The following is an 18144-nucleotide window of genomic DNA, read 5'->3' as shown; positions in this document are numbered from 1 at the left end:
AGCCAGGTACTGGGATCGGGGAACCTCGCTAGGCGTTATCGTGGGCGTGTGACGAGTGACCTGGCGACCATCCGCGCGGTAGCGGCGCTGGACGAGGACCTGCGCCGGGGGATGTACTCCTTCATCCGCGACGCAGGCCGCCCGGTGACGCGCGAGGAGGCGGCCGCGGCGGTCGGCATCTCGCGCAAGCTGGCCGCGTTCCACCTGGACAAACTCGTGACGGCCGGCCTCCTGCGCGCCCGCTACGAGACGGTCGGCGGCGTCCGGAAGGTGGGCCGCGCCCCGAAGGTCTACGAACCCGCGGGGACCGACTTCGCGATCACCATCCCGCCCCGGCACCCCGACGTCCTGGCCGCGATCCTGGTGGACGCCGTCGCCTCGGCGGCCCCCGGCGAACCGGCCCGGGACGCTGCGCTCCGCGAGGCCGGACGGCACGGCTCCGCGGCCGGCGCGGCTGAACGCGAACGCTCCCGTCCGGGCAGGCTGGGCACGGAACGCGGGCTGACACTGACGAGCGCGGTCCTGGCCCGCCACGGTTTCGAGCCGAACCGCGAGACGCCGGTGTGCCTGCGGCTGCGCAACTGCCCGTTCCAGCCGTTGGCGGGACGCGCGCCGGAGCTGGTGTGCGGGATGACGGACCGGTTCCTGAACGGGGTCGTGGAAGGACTCCAGGTGCCAGGAGTCTCGACGGCCCGGGTCGCGCCTCGCGACGGCGGGTGTTGCGTGGAGCTTCGAGGGTCCGAGTCAGGCGATAGCTGACCCGGTCTGCTCCAGCCTGCGGGCGAGGCAGGCGGGGACGTCTTCGAGCTTGACGTGATCTTCGAAGACACCGGTGTCGGCTTCGAAGACGGCCGCGGAGAGATCGTGGACGACCAGCGCTTCGAATTCGGCGCCGTCGATGGCGAAGGCGAGGAACCAGTTCCACGGGGTGGTCGGCGCCGGGGGTGACTCGGGGTGCAGCTCCACGACGACATTTCGCGCGGGAAAGCGGGTTTCCAGGTCTGCGTTCCAGGCTTGACAGAGGTCGAGCATGCGCGGGCGTTGCTGCGCCCAGGTGTCGGGCGCTGTCTTTCTCGCCAAGCTAGCCGCCCGACGACACCGCGCGCAGCACCCGCGCGACGTGGGCGGAGGGCCAGTCTTCGGTGAACGGCCGGGTGCGCAGCAGCCATCGGTGGAAGACCGGGCCCAGCAGCAGTTCCGCACCGTCCTCCGGGCAGGCGACCGCGGCGCGGGCCAGGCGGTCGGCGATCGCGCGCAGTTGCGGGCCCAGCAGGCGATCCAAGACTTCAGCGCCGATAGCCGGATCGGTTTGCAGTTCGGCGGTCACCGCGCGGAGCAGGCGGTCTGTCGCCGGATCGGCCAGTTCGGCGATCATGCCGCGGACCAGGGTCTCCAGATCAGCCCGAAGATCGCCGGTGTCCGGGACAGCGACTTCGCCGGCAGCGTCGAGGCTTTGTTCCAGCAGCGCGTCCAGCAACACCGCGGCGGGCGAGGACCACGTGCGGTACAGCGTTTGCTTCCCGGCGCCCGCGCGAGCCGCGATGCCCTCCATGGTCAGGCCGCCGAAGCCGGATTCGGCGGCTAGCGAGAGCACCGCGGCGTGCACTCGGGCTCGGGTGCTGGCGCGTGCCATGTCAGATCTCCGCGTCCGAGAAACGCTTGTCCTGACGGTAATCCGTGAGGCGTCCAGACAGCGCGGTCGCGACCATGCCGGGGGCGTCGGCACCGGTCAGGACGCGCAATCGCTGGTCGGCGGGGTCGTCGACGTGCCGCAGGATCTCAGCGGCGATCTCCGCGGGCGGGGTGCCGCCGCCGGTGCCGGTGGCGGCCCACGGGACGGTCGTCGTGCCGAACATCCGCTCGCGCAAACCGTCGTACGCCGGGTCCGGGGTGGCGAACCGCATGCTGCCGGTCGCCCATTCGGTGTCCATCCCGCCCGGTTCGACGATGCTCACGCGCACGCCGAACTCGGCGACCTCCTGTGCGATCGCCTCGCTCATGCCCTCCAGCCCCCATTTGCTCGCGCTGTACAGCCCGAATCCCGGCACCGAACCGGCGCCGCCGACCGAGGAGATCTGCACGACGTGCCCCGACCGCTGCTCGCGGAACACCGGCAATGCGGCTTGGGTCAGCCACAACGCGCCCAGCAGGTTCGTCTCCAGGATGTCCCGCGCTTCGTCCTCGCTCGCCTCCTCAGCCATGCCGACCAGTCCGTACCCGGCGTTGTTCACCACGACGTCCAGCCGGCCGAACTCGGCCACTGCCCGCCGCGCGGCTTCCCGCGCGGCGGCCCGGTCCCGCACATCGAGCACGTGCTCCACGACGTTCCGGTGTTCCGGCGCGCTGCCCGGCGTGCGGACGGTCGCCAGCACCCGGTCGCCCGCTTCCGCCGCGGCCACAGCCAGCGCCCGGCCCAGGCCGCGGCTCGTTCCGGTGATCACCCAGGTTCTCGTCATGCCGCAGACGCTAGCACAAAACGAGACGGACCGTCTCGTTTCAGTCCGGGGCTCAGCCCTCCGCCGGGTAGGCGAGGTCGACCGGCTGCTCCGCCGGAGGCCCGTCCGGCCACCACTGGCCCGCGACCCGCACGAACCGGTACCACCGGCTGTCCCGTCCGTACCGCAGCTGCACGGAACCGACCGTCACCCGGTTGCGCCACACCTTCGCCTCCCCCGGCAGTTCCGCGAGTTCCGCCCGAGCCACCGCCAGCGGACCGGGGCCGGGACTCCACACGTCCCGCAACGCCGCCAGCCCGCACCGGCCCGCTTCTCGCCAGGCCTGCGCCGACACGATCAGCTCCGACGGCGCGACCTCGGCGGCAGCGGCGAGCCCGAAGACGTCCGCGCCCGGCCGGGCGGCCCGGCGAGCCAGGTCCTCGGCGAAAGTCAAGTCCGCCAAGGCATCCCGGGTGCGCAGCAGGTCGAGCGCGAGCGACGCGGCGTCGGCGGCCAGCGCGGCGAGACCAGCGGACGTCAGGCCGGAGCGAGCAGGCGGGTCGAGATCGAGCACCGCGGGCGGACCGGGTTCGCCGGGGACAGCGGGCAGCGGCGGCAGCGGCGCGATTCGCCGTGCGTACGCCTTTTTCGGCGTCAATCCGACTTCCGGCGCGCGAGCCGGACGGGCGGCGCTGGGCGTGCGCAATTCGCGCAGTTGAGCCAAAACCTCGTCCCGGCCCCGGCCGCGCAACGTGAACAGCACGAACGGATCCGCGTCCACCTCGTCGGCGACCAGGTAGTACACCGCCGCCACGTGTTTGCACGGATTCGCGCTGTCCGGACAGGAACACCGCGGCCGCAGATCACCCGGGCCGGGCAGCAGATCGGCTCCGGCCTCGCGTGATTGGACGGCCAGTTCCTCCGGCAGCTCGCCGTCGAGCAACGCGGCAGCATGCCCGAGGCGGCGACCGGCGACGTCGAGCAGCTTGTCCCATTCCGACGCGCTGAACTCGCGCATCCGGATCGCGACCCGGTACGGATCCGGACGGCTTCCCCGCACCCACGCGGTGATCTCGCCCGCGCTGATCGCCAGCTGGTCCACGACGCCCTTGCGCGCGTACGTCCGCCCGCGCGGCAACCGGTTCGGATCCAGTTTGGCGCGCTGCTCCAGCGCCTCCACCCACGCCCGGCCCCACCACCGGCGCCCGAACGTCCGCCGCGGCGGCATCAGCCGCTCCCCAGCCGGACGAGGTCGGCGAGCTGGTCGTCGGACAGTTCGGTGATCCAGTCCTCCCCCGCGCCGACGACCGCGTCGGCCAGCCCGCGCTTGGTTTCCAGCACCGCGGCGACGCGTTCCTCCAGCGTGCCTTCGGCGATCAGCCGGTGCACCTGGACCGGCCGGTCCTGCCCGATCCGGTACGCGCGGTCGGTGGCCTGGTCCTCCACCGCCGGGTTCCACCAGCGGTCGTAGTGGATCACGTGCGTGGCCCGGGTGAGGTTGAGCCCGACGCCGCCCGCCTTGAGCGACAACAGGAACACCGGCACCTCGCCGGACTGGAACGCGGCCACCATCTCGTCGCGCTGCTTCGGCCCGGCCTCGCCGGACAGCAGCGCGGTGGGCAGCCCGCGTTCGGCGAGCCGCCGCTCCAGCAACCGGCACAGGCGCACGTACTGGCTGAACACCAGCACGCTCTCGCCCTCGTCGAGGATGACGTCCAGCAGTTCCTCGAACGCGGCGAGCTTGCCCGACCGTCCGCTCAGCGCGCCGGTGCTTTCCTTGAGGTAGTGCGCCGGGTGGTTGCAGATCTGCTTGAGCTCGGTGAGCAGCTTCAGCACCTGGCCGCGCCGCTGCACCCCCTGCGCCTCCCGGATCTGCGCGAGATTCTCCCGGACCACCGCCTCGTACAGCGTGGTCTGCTCGGCGGTGAGCGGGACGTACCGGTCAGTCTCGGTTTTCCGCGGCAGCTCCGGCGCGATGTCCGGGTCGGTTTTGCGGCGGCGCAACAGAAACGGCCGGACCGTGGCGGCGAGCCTTCCGGTGACCGTCTCGTCCCGGTCCCGTTCGATCGGCCGCGCCACGGTGCGCCGGAACTTCTCCAGCGGACCGAGCAGCCCCGGCGTGGTCCAGTCGAGCAGCGACCACAGTTCGGTGAGCCGGTTCTCCACCGGCGTTCCGGTGAGCGCGACGCGGGCCGCCGCCGGCACCTGCCGCAGTTCTTTAGCCGTGGCGGACAACGGGTTCTTGACGTGTTGCGCCTCGTCCGCGGCGACCATGCCCCAGTCCACTTCGGACAGCAGCTCCCGGTCGCGGCGCAGCACCCCGTACGTGGCGAGCACGACCTCGTCCGGGGCCAGGTCGTCGAGATGCCGTCCGCCACCGTGGAAACGGCGCACCGGCACGTCCGGCGCGAACTTGCCGAACTCGCGTTCCCAGTTGCCCAGCAACGACGTCGGGCACAGCACGAGCGTCGGCCCCGCGGCCTGCGCGCGGCGGTGCAGATGCAGGGCGATGAGCTGGATTGTCTTGCCCAGCCCCATGTCGTCGGCGAGACAGGCGCCGAGGCCGAGCTCGGTCATCGCGATGAGCCAGCCCAGCCCCGCGCGTTGATACGGCCGCAGGGTGGCGGTGAGCCCCGCCGGTTCCTCGACCGGTGCGGGTTCCCTTTCCCGCAAACGTTCGGCGAGCCCGGACAACGCCGGTTGCGGGGCGAACTCGACGCGTTCGCCGTCGACCTCCAGTTCGCCGGTGAGCGCCGCGGCCAACGCTTCCGCGCCGGTGAGCCGCGACCGGCGAGCCCGCATCCGCGCCAGCAAGGCGGGATCGAGCTTCACCCACTGCCCGCGCAACCGGACCAGCGGACGTTTGGCTTCGGCGAGCGCCGCGACCTCCTCGTCGGTGAGTTCGCTGCCGCCGAGGCTGAGCCGCCAGCGGAACTCCAGCAGGCCGTTGAGCGGGAACGCGGGACCGGATTCGCTCGCCGGAGCCTGCGTGACGCTCGCCTTCGCCCGCACCTCGCCGGAGAAAAGATCCTTGGGCCACAGCACCTCGATGCCCGCGCCGCCCAGGTCACGGGCCCCGGCGCCGAGCAGGTCGACGACCTCGTCGTCCGACAGCGGGAGCGTGGTGGGCGCCGGTTCGGACAGGATCCGGCCCAGCGGCGGCCAGGCTCGGGCACCTCGCCGCAGCCCCAGCAGAAGCTGAGTTTCCACCTGGTCGCCCAGCCGATGCAGTACCGCTTCGGGAGCGTCCCACAACGTGGCCGCTTCGACGACCAGGCTCGGTTCAAGAGTGGAACGAACGGCCAGGACGCCGGAGAATTCCTCGTCGGTCGCTTCGATGCGCAGCAACAGTTGCGCGCCGTCCGGGCTGCGGGCTTCCAGCTCGGTGAGCCAGGCCGCGCCGTCCGGGTCCAGCAGCGTGGGCTGAGATTCCGCGAACGCCGCCCCGCCGGACCCGACTGCCGCTGCCGGACTGCGCACGAGGACGTCCGCCGCGGCGTCCCATACCGCGCGGACCAGTGATTCCGGTGAGTGCAAGCGGATTCGTTTCACGCCGGACAACGGCAGCGCGTGCGCTTCCGGCGGCAGCGCGGCGGCTAGTCCGCGCAGGAGTTCTTCGTCGGATGAGTCCAGCGGACCCACACGCCAGGTGCCCAGGCCGCTCGGGGTCGACGCCGGGCGCAAGCGGCCGCGCGCCACGAGATTCACTCCGGCGTTGACCACCGCCGACCACGCCGCCATCGCCGGGCTCGTCTCGTCCGGTACGACCAGGAGGCGCGGGATCGCCTGCGCCAGCGGCACGAGTCGCGCTACTACCTCGGTGCGGGCGAACTTCCCGCCGCCGGGCAGGACGAGCTGGATCGGGGTGTCGCCCTCGATCTCGTCGCCCCACAGCGCCAGAACTCCCTCTCGCGGGGGATCCGAGGGGAGGTAGGTGGCTTGGGTGGTCTGGTCGAACTCCACCCACGCACGGTAACGCTTGGGTCCGACAGTTCTGCTCGTCGCCTGGTGGCGACATCGGCCGTCTTGGGTTGCGGGGGGCACCCCGAAGGTTGATTGTGCTGACGGTTCGGGGGTGCTTGTCAAGGCGGGAAAGATGCCTTGACAAGCACCCCCGAACCGCAGGGAGGCTTCGTATCGGGGTTGGGGGAAGGGCTGGGTGCCTCGCTGGGTGGGTGCAGCGGCTGCGGTGTCGTAGGCGGGCGGGGCTAGCGCCCCAATGTGGCATTGGGTGCGTCCCACGCACCGAACGCCACATTGGGTGCGTCCCACGCACCCAATGCCACATTGGGGCGCATTTCGGCGGATGCCGGGCGGCTGGTCGCGAGGGCGACCCTGGGGGAATCAGAGTCGATGAGGGTGTCCCGCACGGACGGCTACTTGTCCAGGAGCAGGTGGACGGAAAGCTCCAGGCGGCTGGCCACATCGGCGGCGGAGGCGCGGCGGGTCACCCAGGCGACCAGGTTCGCCATCCACACGTCGGCCACCACGTGGAAGATGTCGCGGTCCGCCTCGGTGGGGTCGTCGATGCCCATCGCGCTCGCGAACATGTCCTCCATCAGCCTGCCGACCAGTTCCACCTCGGCGGCCGCGGACGTGTCGGCGAACATGAACGCGCGCACCATCGCCTCGGTGAGGTGCGGATCGCGTTGCATGAGGCGGGTGTTGCGGCCCAGGACGAACATCAGCCGCTCAGCGGGGGTCTCGCCGGGGATCGCGCTGCGCTGGATCTTCTCGTGCGCGGCCTCGAATTGCTGCGCAAGACCCGACACGAGCAGGTGAATCTTCGACGGGAAATACCGGTAGAGCGTGCCCAGCGCGACGTCGGCCTTTTCGGCGACTGCGCGCATCTGCACCGCGTCGTAGCCGCCCTTGGAGGCCAGCGAGAGCGTCGCGTCGATGATGCGGCGGCGGCGGTCCCGCTGGGCCGCGGAGCCCAGTTCCTCGCCCATCGCGCCGAGGCCGTTCGCCCGCGTTTTCGCCGGCGTCTTCGCCTTCCCCGGCATCGCATTCCCCTCTGTCGTCACGCAAGCCGTCTTGCGGAACTCGTTCCAGTTTCCGGCTAAGCGTACCTGCCCTGGAGAAAGGTTCAACTCTCGACCGCCTGGCGGAAAAACTGTAACACGTTCTACACTCGCCAGTAGCTCTGTACCCCGCGAGGAGGAGACCGATGCCGGTCGCGCTCACCGAGGACCAAACCGCGCTAGCCGCCGCCGTGCGGGCCTGGGCGGCAGCACACGATCCAGTCGCCGCCGTGCGCGCGGCCGAAACCGCGGGCGCCAGCCTGCCGGACGGGTTCTCCGCGCTCGGCCTCACCGGCATCGCACTGCCCGCGTCGGTGAACGGCGCGGACGGGACCGTCGCGGATCTCGCGGCCGGGCTCGCCGCCGCGGCGGAAGCGCTGGTCCCCGGGCCGCTGCTGAGCACCGCGCTGGCCGGATTGCTGCTGGCGGAACACTCGAAGGAACTCGCCGCCGAGATCGCCGACGGAGCCGCGCAGGTCGCGGTGCAGTTGGAAGAATCGGCGACCGTACCCGGCGCGGACGGAAAAGCATGGCTGCTTGTACCGCGCGGCGATCAGTACGTCTTGGTCCCGCCCGGCGCAGCGGTGGAACCGTTGACCCCCTTCGACTTTTCCCGGTCGCTGGGCCGGGTCAAGGCCGACGCGCCGGGCGAGGTGCTGAATCTGCCGGACGTCCGCGATCTGGCGGCGACGCTCGCGGTCGCGGAAGCGGCGGGCGTGGCGCGCTGGTGCCTGACGACGGCCGTCGAGTACGCCAAGGTCCGGGAGCAATTCGGCCAGGTGATCGGCGCTTTCCAGGCAGTGAAACACCTGTGCGCGGAGATGTTGTGCCGCACCGAAGCGGCCGAGGCGCTGGCGTGGGACGCGGCTTCGTCAGTCGGCGACCCGCTGGCCGTCGCGAGCGCTGCGGCGGTGGCGTTGGACGCTGCCGTCGAGAACGCGAAGGACTGCATCCAGGTGCTCGGCGGAATCGGGTTCACCTGGGAACACGAAGCGCATCTGTACCTGCGGCGCGCGCTGGCGTTGCGGCAATGGCTCGGCGGTTCCCAGAAGTGGCGTCAGCGGGCCGCGGACCTGGCGTTGGCCGGGAAGCGGCGGACGCTCGGGGTGAATGTCGGCGAGGATGCCGAGGTGACCCGGCTGGTCGCGGAAATTGCTGCCCTGCCAGAAGAAAAGCGCCGCACCGCGCTCGCGGACTCGGGATTGCTGGCCCCGCACTGGCCCCAGCCCTACGGCATGGGCGCGGACGCGGCGACGCAGCTGCGGATCGACGCCGCCTTGACCGCGGCGGACATCCGGCGGCCAGACCTGGTCATCGGCGGCTGGGCCGTGCCGACGATTCTCGCGCACGGCACCGACGACCAGCGCGAACGCTTCGCCAAGCCGACCCTGCGCGGCGAAGTGACCTGGTGTCAGCTGTTCAGCGAGCCCGGCGCTGGCTCGGATCTCGCGTCGCTGCGCACCGTGGCGCGCCGGACCGACCGCGGCTGGCTGCTGACCGGCCAGAAGGTGTGGACGTCGCTTGCCCACGAAGCGGATTGGGCGATCTGCCTCGCGCGCACCGACCCGGATGTGCCGAAGCACAAGGGAATCACGTACTTCCTGGTCGACATGCGCGCCGACGGCATCACCACGCGACCGCTGCGCGAGATCACCGGACGGAGCGTGTTCAACGAGGTTTTCCTGGACGACGTCTTCGTTCCGGACGCCGATGTCGTCGGCGCACCCGGCGCGGGCTGGAAGCTCGCGCGCACGACGCTGGCGAACGAACGCGTGGCGCTGGGCCGCGGTTCCGCGGTGGGCGAGAACGTGGAGGCACTGCTGGAATCCGCGCCCGCAGACGTGGATCGCGACCGGCTCGGCGCGTTGATCGGACAAGGCAGCGCGTGTTCGGTGCTCGACCTGCGGGCGACGCTGCGGCGGCTGGACGGCCTCGGACCGGGCGCGGAATCGTCGGTCGCGAAGCTGCTGGGCGTACGGCATCGACAGGAAACAGCCGAGTTCGCGCTCGATCTCGCACCGGAGCTGGTCGCGGACACGCAGGCGGCGCAAGAGTTTCTGCTCACCCGCTGCCTGTCCATCGCGGGCGGCACCACGCAAGTCCTGCTGTCCGCCGCCGCCGAACGAGTGCTCGGCCTCCCCCGCTGAAGATCCGTGAAGGGCTCCTCGTGGGAATCGAGGAGCCCTTCACGACACGTCATTCGGCCCGAAAAGCCGCGGCGAGACGGGCGTATTCGTCCAGCAGCGCCAGCGTTTCCGCCTCCGGCAGCGTCGGCAGCATGAACCCGTAGTGGTCCAGCCCGGCGTCGGCGTACTGCTTGACCGCGTCCGCGTCGGCCGGTCCGCCGAAGAGCTGCGAGGGCATGTCCCCGCGACCCGCGTCCGCCAGCTGCTGACGCACGCGGCGCACGTCGTCCGGCGACACCGCGGGGTTCGGGATCCAGCCGTCGCCGTGCTCGATCAACCGCTTCAGCGCCGCGTCGCTCGCGCCGCCGACGTAGATCGGCGGATGCGGCGTCTGCACCGGCTTCGGCCACGCGAAGATCGGGTCGAAGTCGATGTGCTTGCCGTGGAACTCGGCCTCGTCCTGCGTCCAGATCGCCTTCAGCGCGGCGATCTGCTCGTTCAGCAGTGCGCCCCGGGTCTTCGGGTCGGTGCCGTGGTTGACCATTTCCTCCCGGTTCCAGCCCGCCCCGACGCCGAAGGCGAACCGGCCGCGCGAGATCAGGTCGAGCGACGCCACCTCCTTCGCGGTGTGGATGATGTCGCGCTGGATGAGCAGCACGACACCGGTGCCCAGCACCAGGTTCGAGGTGTTCACCGCGGCGGCCGTCAATGCCACGAACGGGTCGAGCGTGCGGTAGTAGACCCGCGGCAGCTCGCCCCCGCTGGGGTACGGCGTTTCGCGGCTCGTCGGGATGTGCGAGTGCTCCGCGAGGAAGAGGGACGCGAAGCCGCGCTCCTCCGCCGCCTCGCCGAGCACGTCGGGGCGGATGCCTTCGTCGGTCACAAACGTCGAGATGCCGAAATCCATGCCTCCTTCTACTCCGCGGATCGGGCAGGTATTCCCGCGGGCTGTTGACAGATCACCGGCCCCGTCCGCTAGCGTTAAATCATCACCCGTTGAATAGGAGGCTCCGGATGGACGTGACGGACGTCGACTTCGAGGAGATGTACCAAGGCAAGACCCCGATCGGGGAGAAGGTCCCGTGGGACATCGCCGGCCCGCAGCCCGCGGTGGTCGCGCTCGAAGCGGACGGCGGATTCCACGGCGAAGTGCTCGACATCGGTTGCGGCCTGGGCGAAAACGCGATGTTCCTCGCGTCTCGCGGACATCGCGTCACGGGTCTCGACGGCGCGCCGACCGCACTCGCGCGTGCCCGCGAAACCGCCGCGAAGCGCGGCCTGGACCTCACCTTCGCCCAGGCCGACGCGACCCGGCTCGAGGGATACGAAGGCCGCTTCGACGCGGTCCTGGACAGCGCGCTTTACCACTGTCTCGACGAAGAACAGCGGCACGCGTACGTGGCGGCACTCGTGCGCGCGACCAAACCCGGCGCACGGCTGAACATATTCTGTTTCTCGGACGAGGTGCCGGCGAACTTCCCGGTGCCGTACCGGATCACCGAGCAGAATCTGCGCGAAACGGTCGGCAACGGCTGGACGATCAGCGTGCTCGAACCAGCCGTCTACACCACCGCGATGAGCCGCGAGGGCCTGATCGCCGCGGTCTCCGCCGTTTCGGAGGAGGAAAAGCCGGACCCGACCGCGCTCGACGCATTGGACGTCGACGAGCAGGGCCGGGTCCTCGTCCCGATGTGGCGGCTGGCCGCCGACCGGGCGTGACGGGTCAGACGTTGCGCCGGTACTGGCCGCCGACCTCGAAGAACGCCTCGGTGATCTGACCGAGCGAGCACACCCGCGCGGCATCCATCAGCACGTCGAACAGGTTGCCGCCGCGGGTGGCCGCGTCGCGCAGCGCCTTGAGCGCCTGCTGGGCCTCCTCGCGGTGCCCCTGCTGGAAATCGGCGAGCCTGCGCAGCTGGGACTGCTTCTCGTCCTCGGTCGCGCGGGCCAGCTCCACCTCGACGTCGTCCTCGCCCGCCTTCGGGTTGCGGAAGGTGTTGACGCCGATGATCGGCAGCGAGCCGTCGTGCTTCTTGCGTTCGTACAGCAGCGATTCGTCCTGGATGCGGCCGCGCTGGTAGCCGGTCTCCATCGCGCCGAGCACGCCGCCGCGTTCGGAGATCCGGTCGAACTCGGTGAGCACGGCCTCCTCGACCAGGTCGGTCAGCTCGTCGATGACGAACGAGCCCTGCAGCGGGTTCTCGTTCTTCGACAGGCCCCATTCCTTGTTGATGATCATCTGGATGGCCATCGCGCGGCGCACCGAGGACTCCGAAGGCGTCGTGATCGCCTCATCGAACGCGTTGGTGTGCAAGGAGTTCGCGTTGTCGTACAGCGCGCACAGCGCCTGTAGCGTGGTGCGGATGTCGTTGAAGCTCATCTCCTGCGCGTGCAGCGAGCGGCCGGAGGTCTGCACGTGGTACTTGAGCTTCTGCGACCGGTCGTTCGCGCCGTACCGCTCGCGCATCGCCACGGCCCAGATCCGCCGCGCGACCCGGCCCAGCACCGAGTACTCCGCGTCCATCCCGTTGGAGAAGAAGAAGGACAGGTTCGGCGCGAAATCGTCGATGTCCATGCCGCGCGCCAGGTACGACTCCACGTAGGTGAACCCGTTGGCGAGCGTGAAGGCCAGCTGCGAGATCGGGTTCGCCCCGGCCTCGGCGATGTGGTAGCCGGAGATCGACACCGAGTAGAAGTTGCGCACCCCGTGCTGGATGAACCACTCCTGGATGTCGGCCATCATCCGCAGGCTGAACTCGGTGGAGAAGATGCAGGTGTTCTGGCCCTGGTCTTCCTTGAGGATGTCCGCCTGCACCGTGCCGCGGACGTTCTTCAGCGCCCATTCGCGCAGTTCGGCGGCCTCGGTCTCGGACGGCTCGCGCCCGTGCTCCTCGCGGAACGCGGCGAACTTCTGGTCGATCGCGGTGTTGAGGAAGAACGCGAGGATCGTCGGCGCGGGCCCGTTGATCGTCATCGACACCGAGGTGTTCGGCGCGGTCAGGTCGAAACCGTCGTAGAGCGCCTTCATGTCGTCCAGCGTCGCGATGGAGACGCCGGAGGTGCCGACCTTGCCGTAGATGTCCGGGCGGGTGTCCGGGTCGTGGCCGTACAGCGTGACCGAGTCGAACGCCGTCGACAGCCGCTTGGCCTCGGAATCGGCCGACAGCAGCTTGAACCGGCGGTTGGTGCGGAACGCGTCGCCTTCGCCGGCGAACATCCGCGCCGGGTCCTCGCCCTCGCGCTTGAACGGGAAGACGCCCGCGGTGTACGGGAAGTAGCCGGGCAGGTTTTCCCGGCGCAGGAACGAAAGCAGCTCGCCGGACTCGGTGTAGCGCGGCAGCGCGACGCGCGGGATCCGGTTGCCGGACAGGGTTTCCCGCCACAGCTGCGTGCGCAGCTCCTTGTCGCGGATCTTCACGACCAGCTCGTCCTGCCGGTAGTCCGCGGCGAGCGCCCGGAACCGTTCGAGCAGCTTGGTCGTCTCGCCGTCCACATCGGACTCCGCGGCGGCGAGCAGGCCGTCGAGCGCGTCGGTGTTCGCGTCCACTTCCGACAGCGCGGCCTTGGCCTCGGCGAGGTGCTCGCGCTTGCGGACCGCGGCGACCTGCTTCTCGGTCTGCTCGTGGTATCCGCGCACCGTCTCGGAAATCTCGGCGAGGTAGCGCGCCCGGTTGCCCGGGATGATGGTGCTGGCGTCCGTCGAGACCTTGCCCGAAACCTCCGGCAGCGTACCGGCCGACACCGACAGCCCGCGGTCGGCGAGCATGTCGCGCAGGTGCTGGTACAACGCGGTCACGCCGTCGTCGTTGAACTTCGCCGCGCTCGTGCCGTACACCGGCATCTCTTCGGGCGCGGAGCCGAACGCCTCGCGGTTGCGCACCAGCTGACGCGCGACGTCCCGACGCGCGTCCTCGGCGCCGCGGCGCTCGAACTTGTTGATCGCGACCACGTCGGCGAAGTCGAGCATGTCGATCTTCTCGAGCTGCGACGCGGCGCCGAACTCCGGCGTCATCACGTACAGCGACTCGTCCACGTAGTCGACGATGCCCGCGTCGCCCTGGCCGATGCCCGGCGTCTCCACGATCACCAGGTCGAATCCGGCCGCCTTGCAGGCGAGGATCGACTCGCTCAGCCCGGTCGGGATCTCGCCGCTGGTGGTGCGGGTGGCCAGCGATCGGAAGTACACCGGCGAGCCGTCCAGGCAGTTCATCCGGATGCGGTCGCCGAGCAGCGCGCCGCCGCCCTTGCGCCGCGACGGGTCCACCGCGAGCACGGCGATGCGCAGCTTGTCTTCCTGGTCGAGCCGGAAACGCCGGATCAGCTCGTCGGTCAGCGAGGACTTGCCGGAACCGCCGGTGCCGGTGATGCCCAGGACCGGCACCTGCTTCTGCCCGGCGGCCTCGGTGATCGCCGACAGCCATTCCTCGGGCAGGTTTTCGCGCTGCAGCTGGGTGATCACCCGCGCGAGCGCCGGCACGTCGCCGGAGAGCAGCTTGTCGACCGAGGCGGGCGGCTGCGCGGACAGGTCGCTGTCGCAGGCCTTGATCATCATGTTGATCATGCCGGGCAGGCCCATCTCGTAACCGTCTTCGGGCGAGAAGATCCGTGCCACGCCGCGCGAATGCAGCAGGTCGATCTCCTCGCGCACGATGACGCCACCGCCGCCGCCGAACACCTTGATGTGCCCCGCGCCGCGCTCGTTCAGCAGCTCCACGAGGTAGCTGAAGTACTCGACGTGCCCGCCCTGGTAGGCGGAGATGGCGACGCCCTGGACATCCTCGGCGATCGCGGCCGTGGCCACCTCGTCGACGGAACGGTTGTGGCCGAGGTGCACCACCTCCGCGCCCTGGGACTGCAGGATCCGGCGCATGATGTTGATCGAGGCGTCGTGGCCGTCGAACAAGCTGGACGCCGTGACGAACCGGACCGGGTTCGCGGGACGGTACAGGTCGCTGCCGCTCATCCCCCCAATTTACTAGGACTTCCTACTATTGGAAACCCGAGCCCGAAGTGACCCGGCTCTCAAGGGTTGACATCCGGGCTATATTCAACCCATTAGTTAATTAACCAAGTGATTGAGCACCGATGCCGACAGATCAGCTGAGCACCACGTTCGCCGCGCTGGCGGACCCGACGCGGCGAGCGATCCTCGCCCGGCTCACCCGCGGCGAGGCCACTGTCAACGAGCTGGCCGAGCCGTTCGAGGTGAGCCTGCAAGCGGTGTCGAAGCACCTGAAAGTGCTGGAGCAGGCCGGGTTGATCAGCCGGGGCCGCACCAAGCAGTGGCGGCCGTGCCGCCTGGAGGCGGGTCCGCTCGCGGACGTCGCCGGCTGGGTCGCGGAGTACCGGCGGTTCTGGGAGTCCGGATTCGACCGCTTGGACGAGCATCTGCGGCAACTGCGGGAGGGGACCGAATGAGCGAGCTGACCATCGTGCGGGTCTTCGACGCGCCGCGGGAACTGGTGTTCCGGGCCTGGACCGACCCGGCGCACCTCGCGAGCTGGTTCGGCCCGCACGGCTTCGTCGCGTCCGAGACCAGCACGGACCCGCGCCCCGGCGGCGCCTGGCACAGCCGGATCACCAGCGCCGAGCACGGCGTCGACCGCCGGGTGTCCGGCGTCTACCGCGAGGTTTCGGCACCGTCCCGGCTCGTGTTCACCTTCCGCTGGCAGCACCCGGAGGACGAAGTCGGCGAAACGCTCGTGACCATCGATTTGGCCGAGCTGGCAGGCAAAACCTCGATGACGTTCCACCAAGCCCCGTTCCCGGATACGGCCGAGCGCGACGGCCACCTCGACGGCTGGCAATCCGGTTTCGAAGATCTCGACAAGACCCTGGAGGACCTGAAATGACCGCCGCACTCCCCCGCGTCGTCTCGCCGGAAGAATGGGCCAGCGCCCGGGAAGCCCTGCTGCGCAAGGAAAAGGAACACACCCGCGCGGGCGACCGGCTGGCCGCCGAGCGCCGCCGGATGCCCATGGTCCGCTTCGCGAAGCAGTACGAACTCGCCGGCCCGGACGGCACGCAAAGCCTGCTCGACCTGTTCGACGGCCGCCGCCAGCTGATCGTCTACCACTTCATGCTGTACCCCGGCGACGAGGTGGGCTGCCCCGGTTGCTCCCTGCTCGTGGACAACATGAGCCACCCGGCGCACCTGCACGCCCGCGACGTCACGCTCAAGGTCATCGCGCCCGCGACGCCGCCGGAGATCGAGCGGTACTGGGCCAGGATGGGCTGGACGATCCCGTGGGTTTCCGCCGCAGGCACGGATTTCCCGGCGGACTGCGGCATCGACGGCGGCTTCGGCGTGAGCGTGTTCCTCCGCGACGGCGACGACGTCTACCGCACCTACTTCACCGACGGCCGCGGCGGCGACCAGTTCGTCGGCACGCTGCGGTACCTCGACGTCACCCCGTTCGGACGGCAGGAGGCGTGGGAGGAAGAGCCGCGCGGCACGGACGCCCCCAGCAGCTGGTGGCGCCGCCACGACGAGTACTGAAAACTTTCTCGGGCGACGATGTCCAGGCAGCCATGGTGGCGCCGACCCTCTGGTGACCGGCACTCATCAAGGAAGCGAGCCCGCCATGGCCGACCTGGTCTACCTCGTCCACACGTCGCTGGACGGCTGCGTCGAAGGCCCCGCAGGAGAATTCGACTGGCCCCTCATGGGCCAGGAGCTCTCGGACTACTCGAACGAACTGTCCGAGCGCGCCGCGATGTTCGCCTACGGCCGCCGCGTATGGGAAATGATGTCGAGCTACTGGCCCGACGCGGAGTCCATTTCGGACCATCCGCACGACCTGGCCTTCGCCCCGCTGTGGCGGGAGAAGCCGAAGCTCGTCTTCTCCCGCACCCTCGCGTCGGCGGACTGGAACACCGAGATCGCCAGCGGCGACCTGGCCGAGGAAGTCGCCAACCACAAAGCAGCCGCGGACGGCGACATCGTCCTGATGGGCGGCTACGCGCTGGCCGCCGAACTGGGCCGCCGCGGGCTCATCGACGAGTACCTCGTCTGCGTCCACCCGGTAGTCCTGGGCGGAGACAAACGCCCCTTCGCCGAAGGCGCCGACCGCACGGAATTGCAGCTGGTCGAAACCCGCACCTTCGACAACACGGTCGTCCTGCTGCGCTACCGCACGAAGCGCTGAAGGCAGAGAAAAACCGGGTCACCCAAGCGTGACCCGGTTTTCGCTTACTGGTGCGCTTTCGCCGCGCGCAACGCGATCCACTGCCGCATCGCGTACTCGACCAGCGTGATCAGCGTCTGCTTCGTCGATTCCCGCTCCCGGGCGTCGCACCGGACGATCGGGATGCTCGCATCGATCGACAGCGCCTCGCGCACATCATTGATGTCGTGTTCCAGCACGCCGTCGAACGTGTTCACGCCGACGATGTAGGGCAGGCCGCGGTCCTCGAAGAAGTCGATCGGCGCGAACGAGTCCGCGAGGCGGCGGGTGTCGGCGAGCACGACCGCTCCGATGGCGCCGCGCACCAGGTCGTCCCACATGAACCAGAACCGCTGCTGGCCGGGCGTGCCGAACAGGTAGAGGATCAGGTCCGCGTCGAGCGAGACGCGGCCGAAGTCCATGGCGACCGTGGTGGTCGTCTTGTACGGGGTCTGGTCGAGGTTGTCGATGCCGCGGCTGGCGTCGGTCATCATCGCCTCGGTGGTGAGCGGAACGATTTCCGACACCGAGCCCACGAAGGTCGTCTTGCCCGCTCCGAAGCCGCCCGCCACCACGATCTTCGCCGATGTCATGGTCGGGGGCGCGGTTTCCCGCGGTGCCTTAAAGCCGACGGAGTCCACTCAAAACCCTTTCCATCAACATCAAGTGTGCTTCGGCGCCGTCCTGGCCCGAGATCGTCCGGTGCACGGTGACGAGGCCGGCGTCGGCCGCGTCGCTGATCAGCACCCGTGCCACCCCCAGCGGCACCGACAGCACCGCGGCGATCTCCGCCACCGAACGCGGGGTCCGGCACGCTTCCATGATCGAGATGCTCTCGATCTGCTCCGCCGCCGCCTGGGGGAAGCCCCCCGCGGCGACATGGTCCTTGGTGGAGATCAGCGTCTCCAGTTCGAGCGCGTAGTTCGCCCGGGTGCGCCCGCCGGTGAGAGCGTACGGGCGCACGATCGACGTCTCCTCGGCCGGGTCCACCCGATCGTGGCGCTCGGGCCGGACGATCGCCGACGGCATCGAGAACTCGCCGCTCGGCGGTCCCGGGTCGAAGAGCCCGCCTGGTCTGGGGCCGTCGGAGTCCGTACTGCCCGGTGGAGAGACGAGAGAGGTCACACCATCTCCTTGGTCGGCCTGCGGCACGGGTGCCGCAGGCGGGTCCGCTGCCGCGTGCGCTCCCGCGGCGGGCGGCACTGGGGACTGGGATTCCTTCTTTTCTTTGCCGCTCTTCTTCCGTTTTTTGCGCGAGCGGCCCGAATCAAGGCTGAACCCGTTGAGGACGTCGGCGAACGTGCCGTCGTCCCCGGCGGCGGGCTCCTCCCCGCGCGGGGGTTCGCCGCCGGTACCGGGCTCTTCGCCGAACAATCCGGACCCCTGGCTCATC

Annotated in this window: 17 protein-coding genes; 7 read left to right on the top strand and 10 right to left on the bottom strand. The window is 69.9% G+C overall.

The window, feature by feature from the left end:
• Positions 1-48: 48 nt before the first annotated feature.
• The gene (locus tag L3Q65_RS02640) at positions 49-759 is read left to right on the top strand and encodes a metalloregulator ArsR/SmtB family transcription factor (protein ID WP_182890726.1); all 711 of its coding nucleotides are present in this window, start codon (positions 49-51) and stop codon (positions 757-759) included.
• Here the strand turns inward: L3Q65_RS02640 and L3Q65_RS02635 are convergent.
• From L3Q65_RS02635 to kstR, 6 genes are all read right to left on the bottom strand, one after another.
• Positions 745-966: a hypothetical protein gene (locus L3Q65_RS02635; protein WP_237598704.1), complete on the bottom strand. Its 222-nt coding sequence runs from the start codon at positions 964-966 to the stop codon at positions 745-747. The two genes, L3Q65_RS02640 and L3Q65_RS02635, sit on opposite strands and share 15 nt — an antisense overlap.
• Before the next feature lie 115 nt (positions 967-1081).
• Positions 1082-1633, bottom strand: coding sequence for a TetR/AcrR family transcriptional regulator (locus L3Q65_RS02630; protein WP_182890728.1), 552 nt, complete (start codon positions 1631-1633; stop codon positions 1082-1084).
• A 1-nt stretch (position 1634) separates the two neighbouring features.
• Positions 1635-2456, bottom strand: coding sequence for an SDR family NAD(P)-dependent oxidoreductase (locus L3Q65_RS02625; protein WP_182890729.1), 822 nt, complete (start codon positions 2454-2456; stop codon positions 1635-1637).
• 52 nt (positions 2457-2508) lie between these two features.
• On the bottom strand, positions 2509-3663 hold the full coding sequence (locus L3Q65_RS02620; RefSeq protein WP_237598703.1) for an SWIM zinc finger family protein: 1155 nt from the start codon (positions 3661-3663) through the stop codon (positions 2509-2511).
• The gene (locus L3Q65_RS02615) at positions 3663-6398 is read right to left on the bottom strand and encodes a DEAD/DEAH box helicase (RefSeq protein WP_182890731.1); all 2736 of its coding nucleotides are present in this window, start codon (positions 6396-6398) and stop codon (positions 3663-3665) included. Before L3Q65_RS02615 ends, L3Q65_RS02620 begins: the two co-directional genes overlap by 1 nt.
• Before the next feature lie 413 nt (positions 6399-6811).
• Positions 6812-7441 (bottom strand): cholesterol catabolism transcriptional regulator KstR, encoded by a 630-nt coding sequence (gene kstR / locus L3Q65_RS02610; protein ID WP_067579674.1) that lies wholly within the window; start codon positions 7439-7441, stop codon positions 6812-6814.
• Positions 7442-7605: 164 nt separating this feature from the next.
• On the opposite strand from kstR, the gene L3Q65_RS02605 reads away from it, so the two are divergent.
• A complete protein-coding gene (locus L3Q65_RS02605) occupies positions 7606-9606 on the top strand; it encodes an acyl-CoA dehydrogenase (protein ID WP_182890732.1) in 2001 nt (666 codons plus the stop codon).
• Positions 9607-9655: 49 nt separating this feature from the next.
• On the opposite strand, the gene L3Q65_RS02600 is transcribed toward L3Q65_RS02605, so the two are convergent.
• On the bottom strand, positions 9656-10492 hold the full coding sequence (locus L3Q65_RS02600) for an LLM class F420-dependent oxidoreductase (RefSeq protein WP_237598702.1): 837 nt from the start codon (positions 10490-10492) through the stop codon (positions 9656-9658).
• Positions 10493-10599: 107 nt separating this feature from the next.
• On the opposite strand from L3Q65_RS02600, the gene L3Q65_RS02595 reads away from it, so the two are divergent.
• Positions 10600-11304, top strand: a complete 705-nt coding sequence (locus L3Q65_RS02595; protein WP_182890734.1) for a class I SAM-dependent methyltransferase — start codon at positions 10600-10602, stop codon at positions 11302-11304.
• A gap of 4 nt (positions 11305-11308) precedes the next feature.
• On the opposite strand, the gene icmF is transcribed toward L3Q65_RS02595, so the two are convergent.
• Positions 11309-14548, bottom strand: coding sequence for a fused isobutyryl-CoA mutase/GTPase IcmF (gene icmF / locus L3Q65_RS02590; RefSeq protein ID WP_182890735.1), 3240 nt, complete (start codon positions 14546-14548; stop codon positions 11309-11311).
• A gap of 122 nt (positions 14549-14670) precedes the next feature.
• On the opposite strand from icmF, the gene L3Q65_RS02585 reads away from it, so the two are divergent.
• The 4 genes from L3Q65_RS02585 (at position 14671) to L3Q65_RS02570 (ending at position 16733) form a co-directional block, all read left to right on the top strand.
• Complete coding sequence (locus tag L3Q65_RS02585) at positions 14671-15003, top strand: helix-turn-helix transcriptional regulator (RefSeq protein ID WP_182890736.1); 333 nt, start codon at positions 14671-14673, stop codon at positions 15001-15003.
• The gene (locus L3Q65_RS02580) at positions 15000-15437 is read left to right on the top strand and encodes an SRPBCC domain-containing protein (RefSeq protein WP_182890737.1); all 438 of its coding nucleotides are present in this window, start codon (positions 15000-15002) and stop codon (positions 15435-15437) included. The genes L3Q65_RS02585 and L3Q65_RS02580 overlap by 4 nt, the downstream gene beginning before the upstream one ends.
• Positions 15434-16084, top strand: coding sequence for a DUF899 domain-containing protein (locus L3Q65_RS02575; RefSeq protein WP_237598701.1), 651 nt, complete (start codon positions 15434-15436; stop codon positions 16082-16084). The genes L3Q65_RS02580 and L3Q65_RS02575 overlap by 4 nt, the downstream gene beginning before the upstream one ends.
• Positions 16085-16169: 85 nt before the next feature.
• Complete coding sequence (locus tag L3Q65_RS02570) at positions 16170-16733, top strand: dihydrofolate reductase family protein (protein WP_182890739.1); 564 nt, start codon at positions 16170-16172, stop codon at positions 16731-16733.
• A gap of 44 nt (positions 16734-16777) precedes the next feature.
• On the opposite strand, the gene L3Q65_RS02565 is transcribed toward L3Q65_RS02570, so the two are convergent.
• Together L3Q65_RS02565 and L3Q65_RS02560 are read right to left on the bottom strand one after the other, a co-directional pair.
• On the bottom strand, positions 16778-17392 hold the full coding sequence (locus tag L3Q65_RS02565) for an ATP/GTP-binding protein (RefSeq protein WP_081654960.1): 615 nt from the start codon (positions 17390-17392) through the stop codon (positions 16778-16780).
• The gene (locus tag L3Q65_RS02560) at positions 17373-18143 is read right to left on the bottom strand and encodes a DUF742 domain-containing protein (RefSeq protein WP_182890740.1); all 771 of its coding nucleotides are present in this window, start codon (positions 18141-18143) and stop codon (positions 17373-17375) included. The genes L3Q65_RS02565 and L3Q65_RS02560 overlap by 20 nt, the downstream gene beginning before the upstream one ends.
• Position 18144 lies beyond the last annotated feature (1 nt).

This window comes from Amycolatopsis sp. FU40, from assembly GCF_021903635.1.
GTDB lineage: Bacteria > Actinomycetota > Actinomycetes > Mycobacteriales > Pseudonocardiaceae > Amycolatopsis > Amycolatopsis dendrobii.
This window is presented reverse-complemented; position numbering and strand designations above follow the sequence as displayed.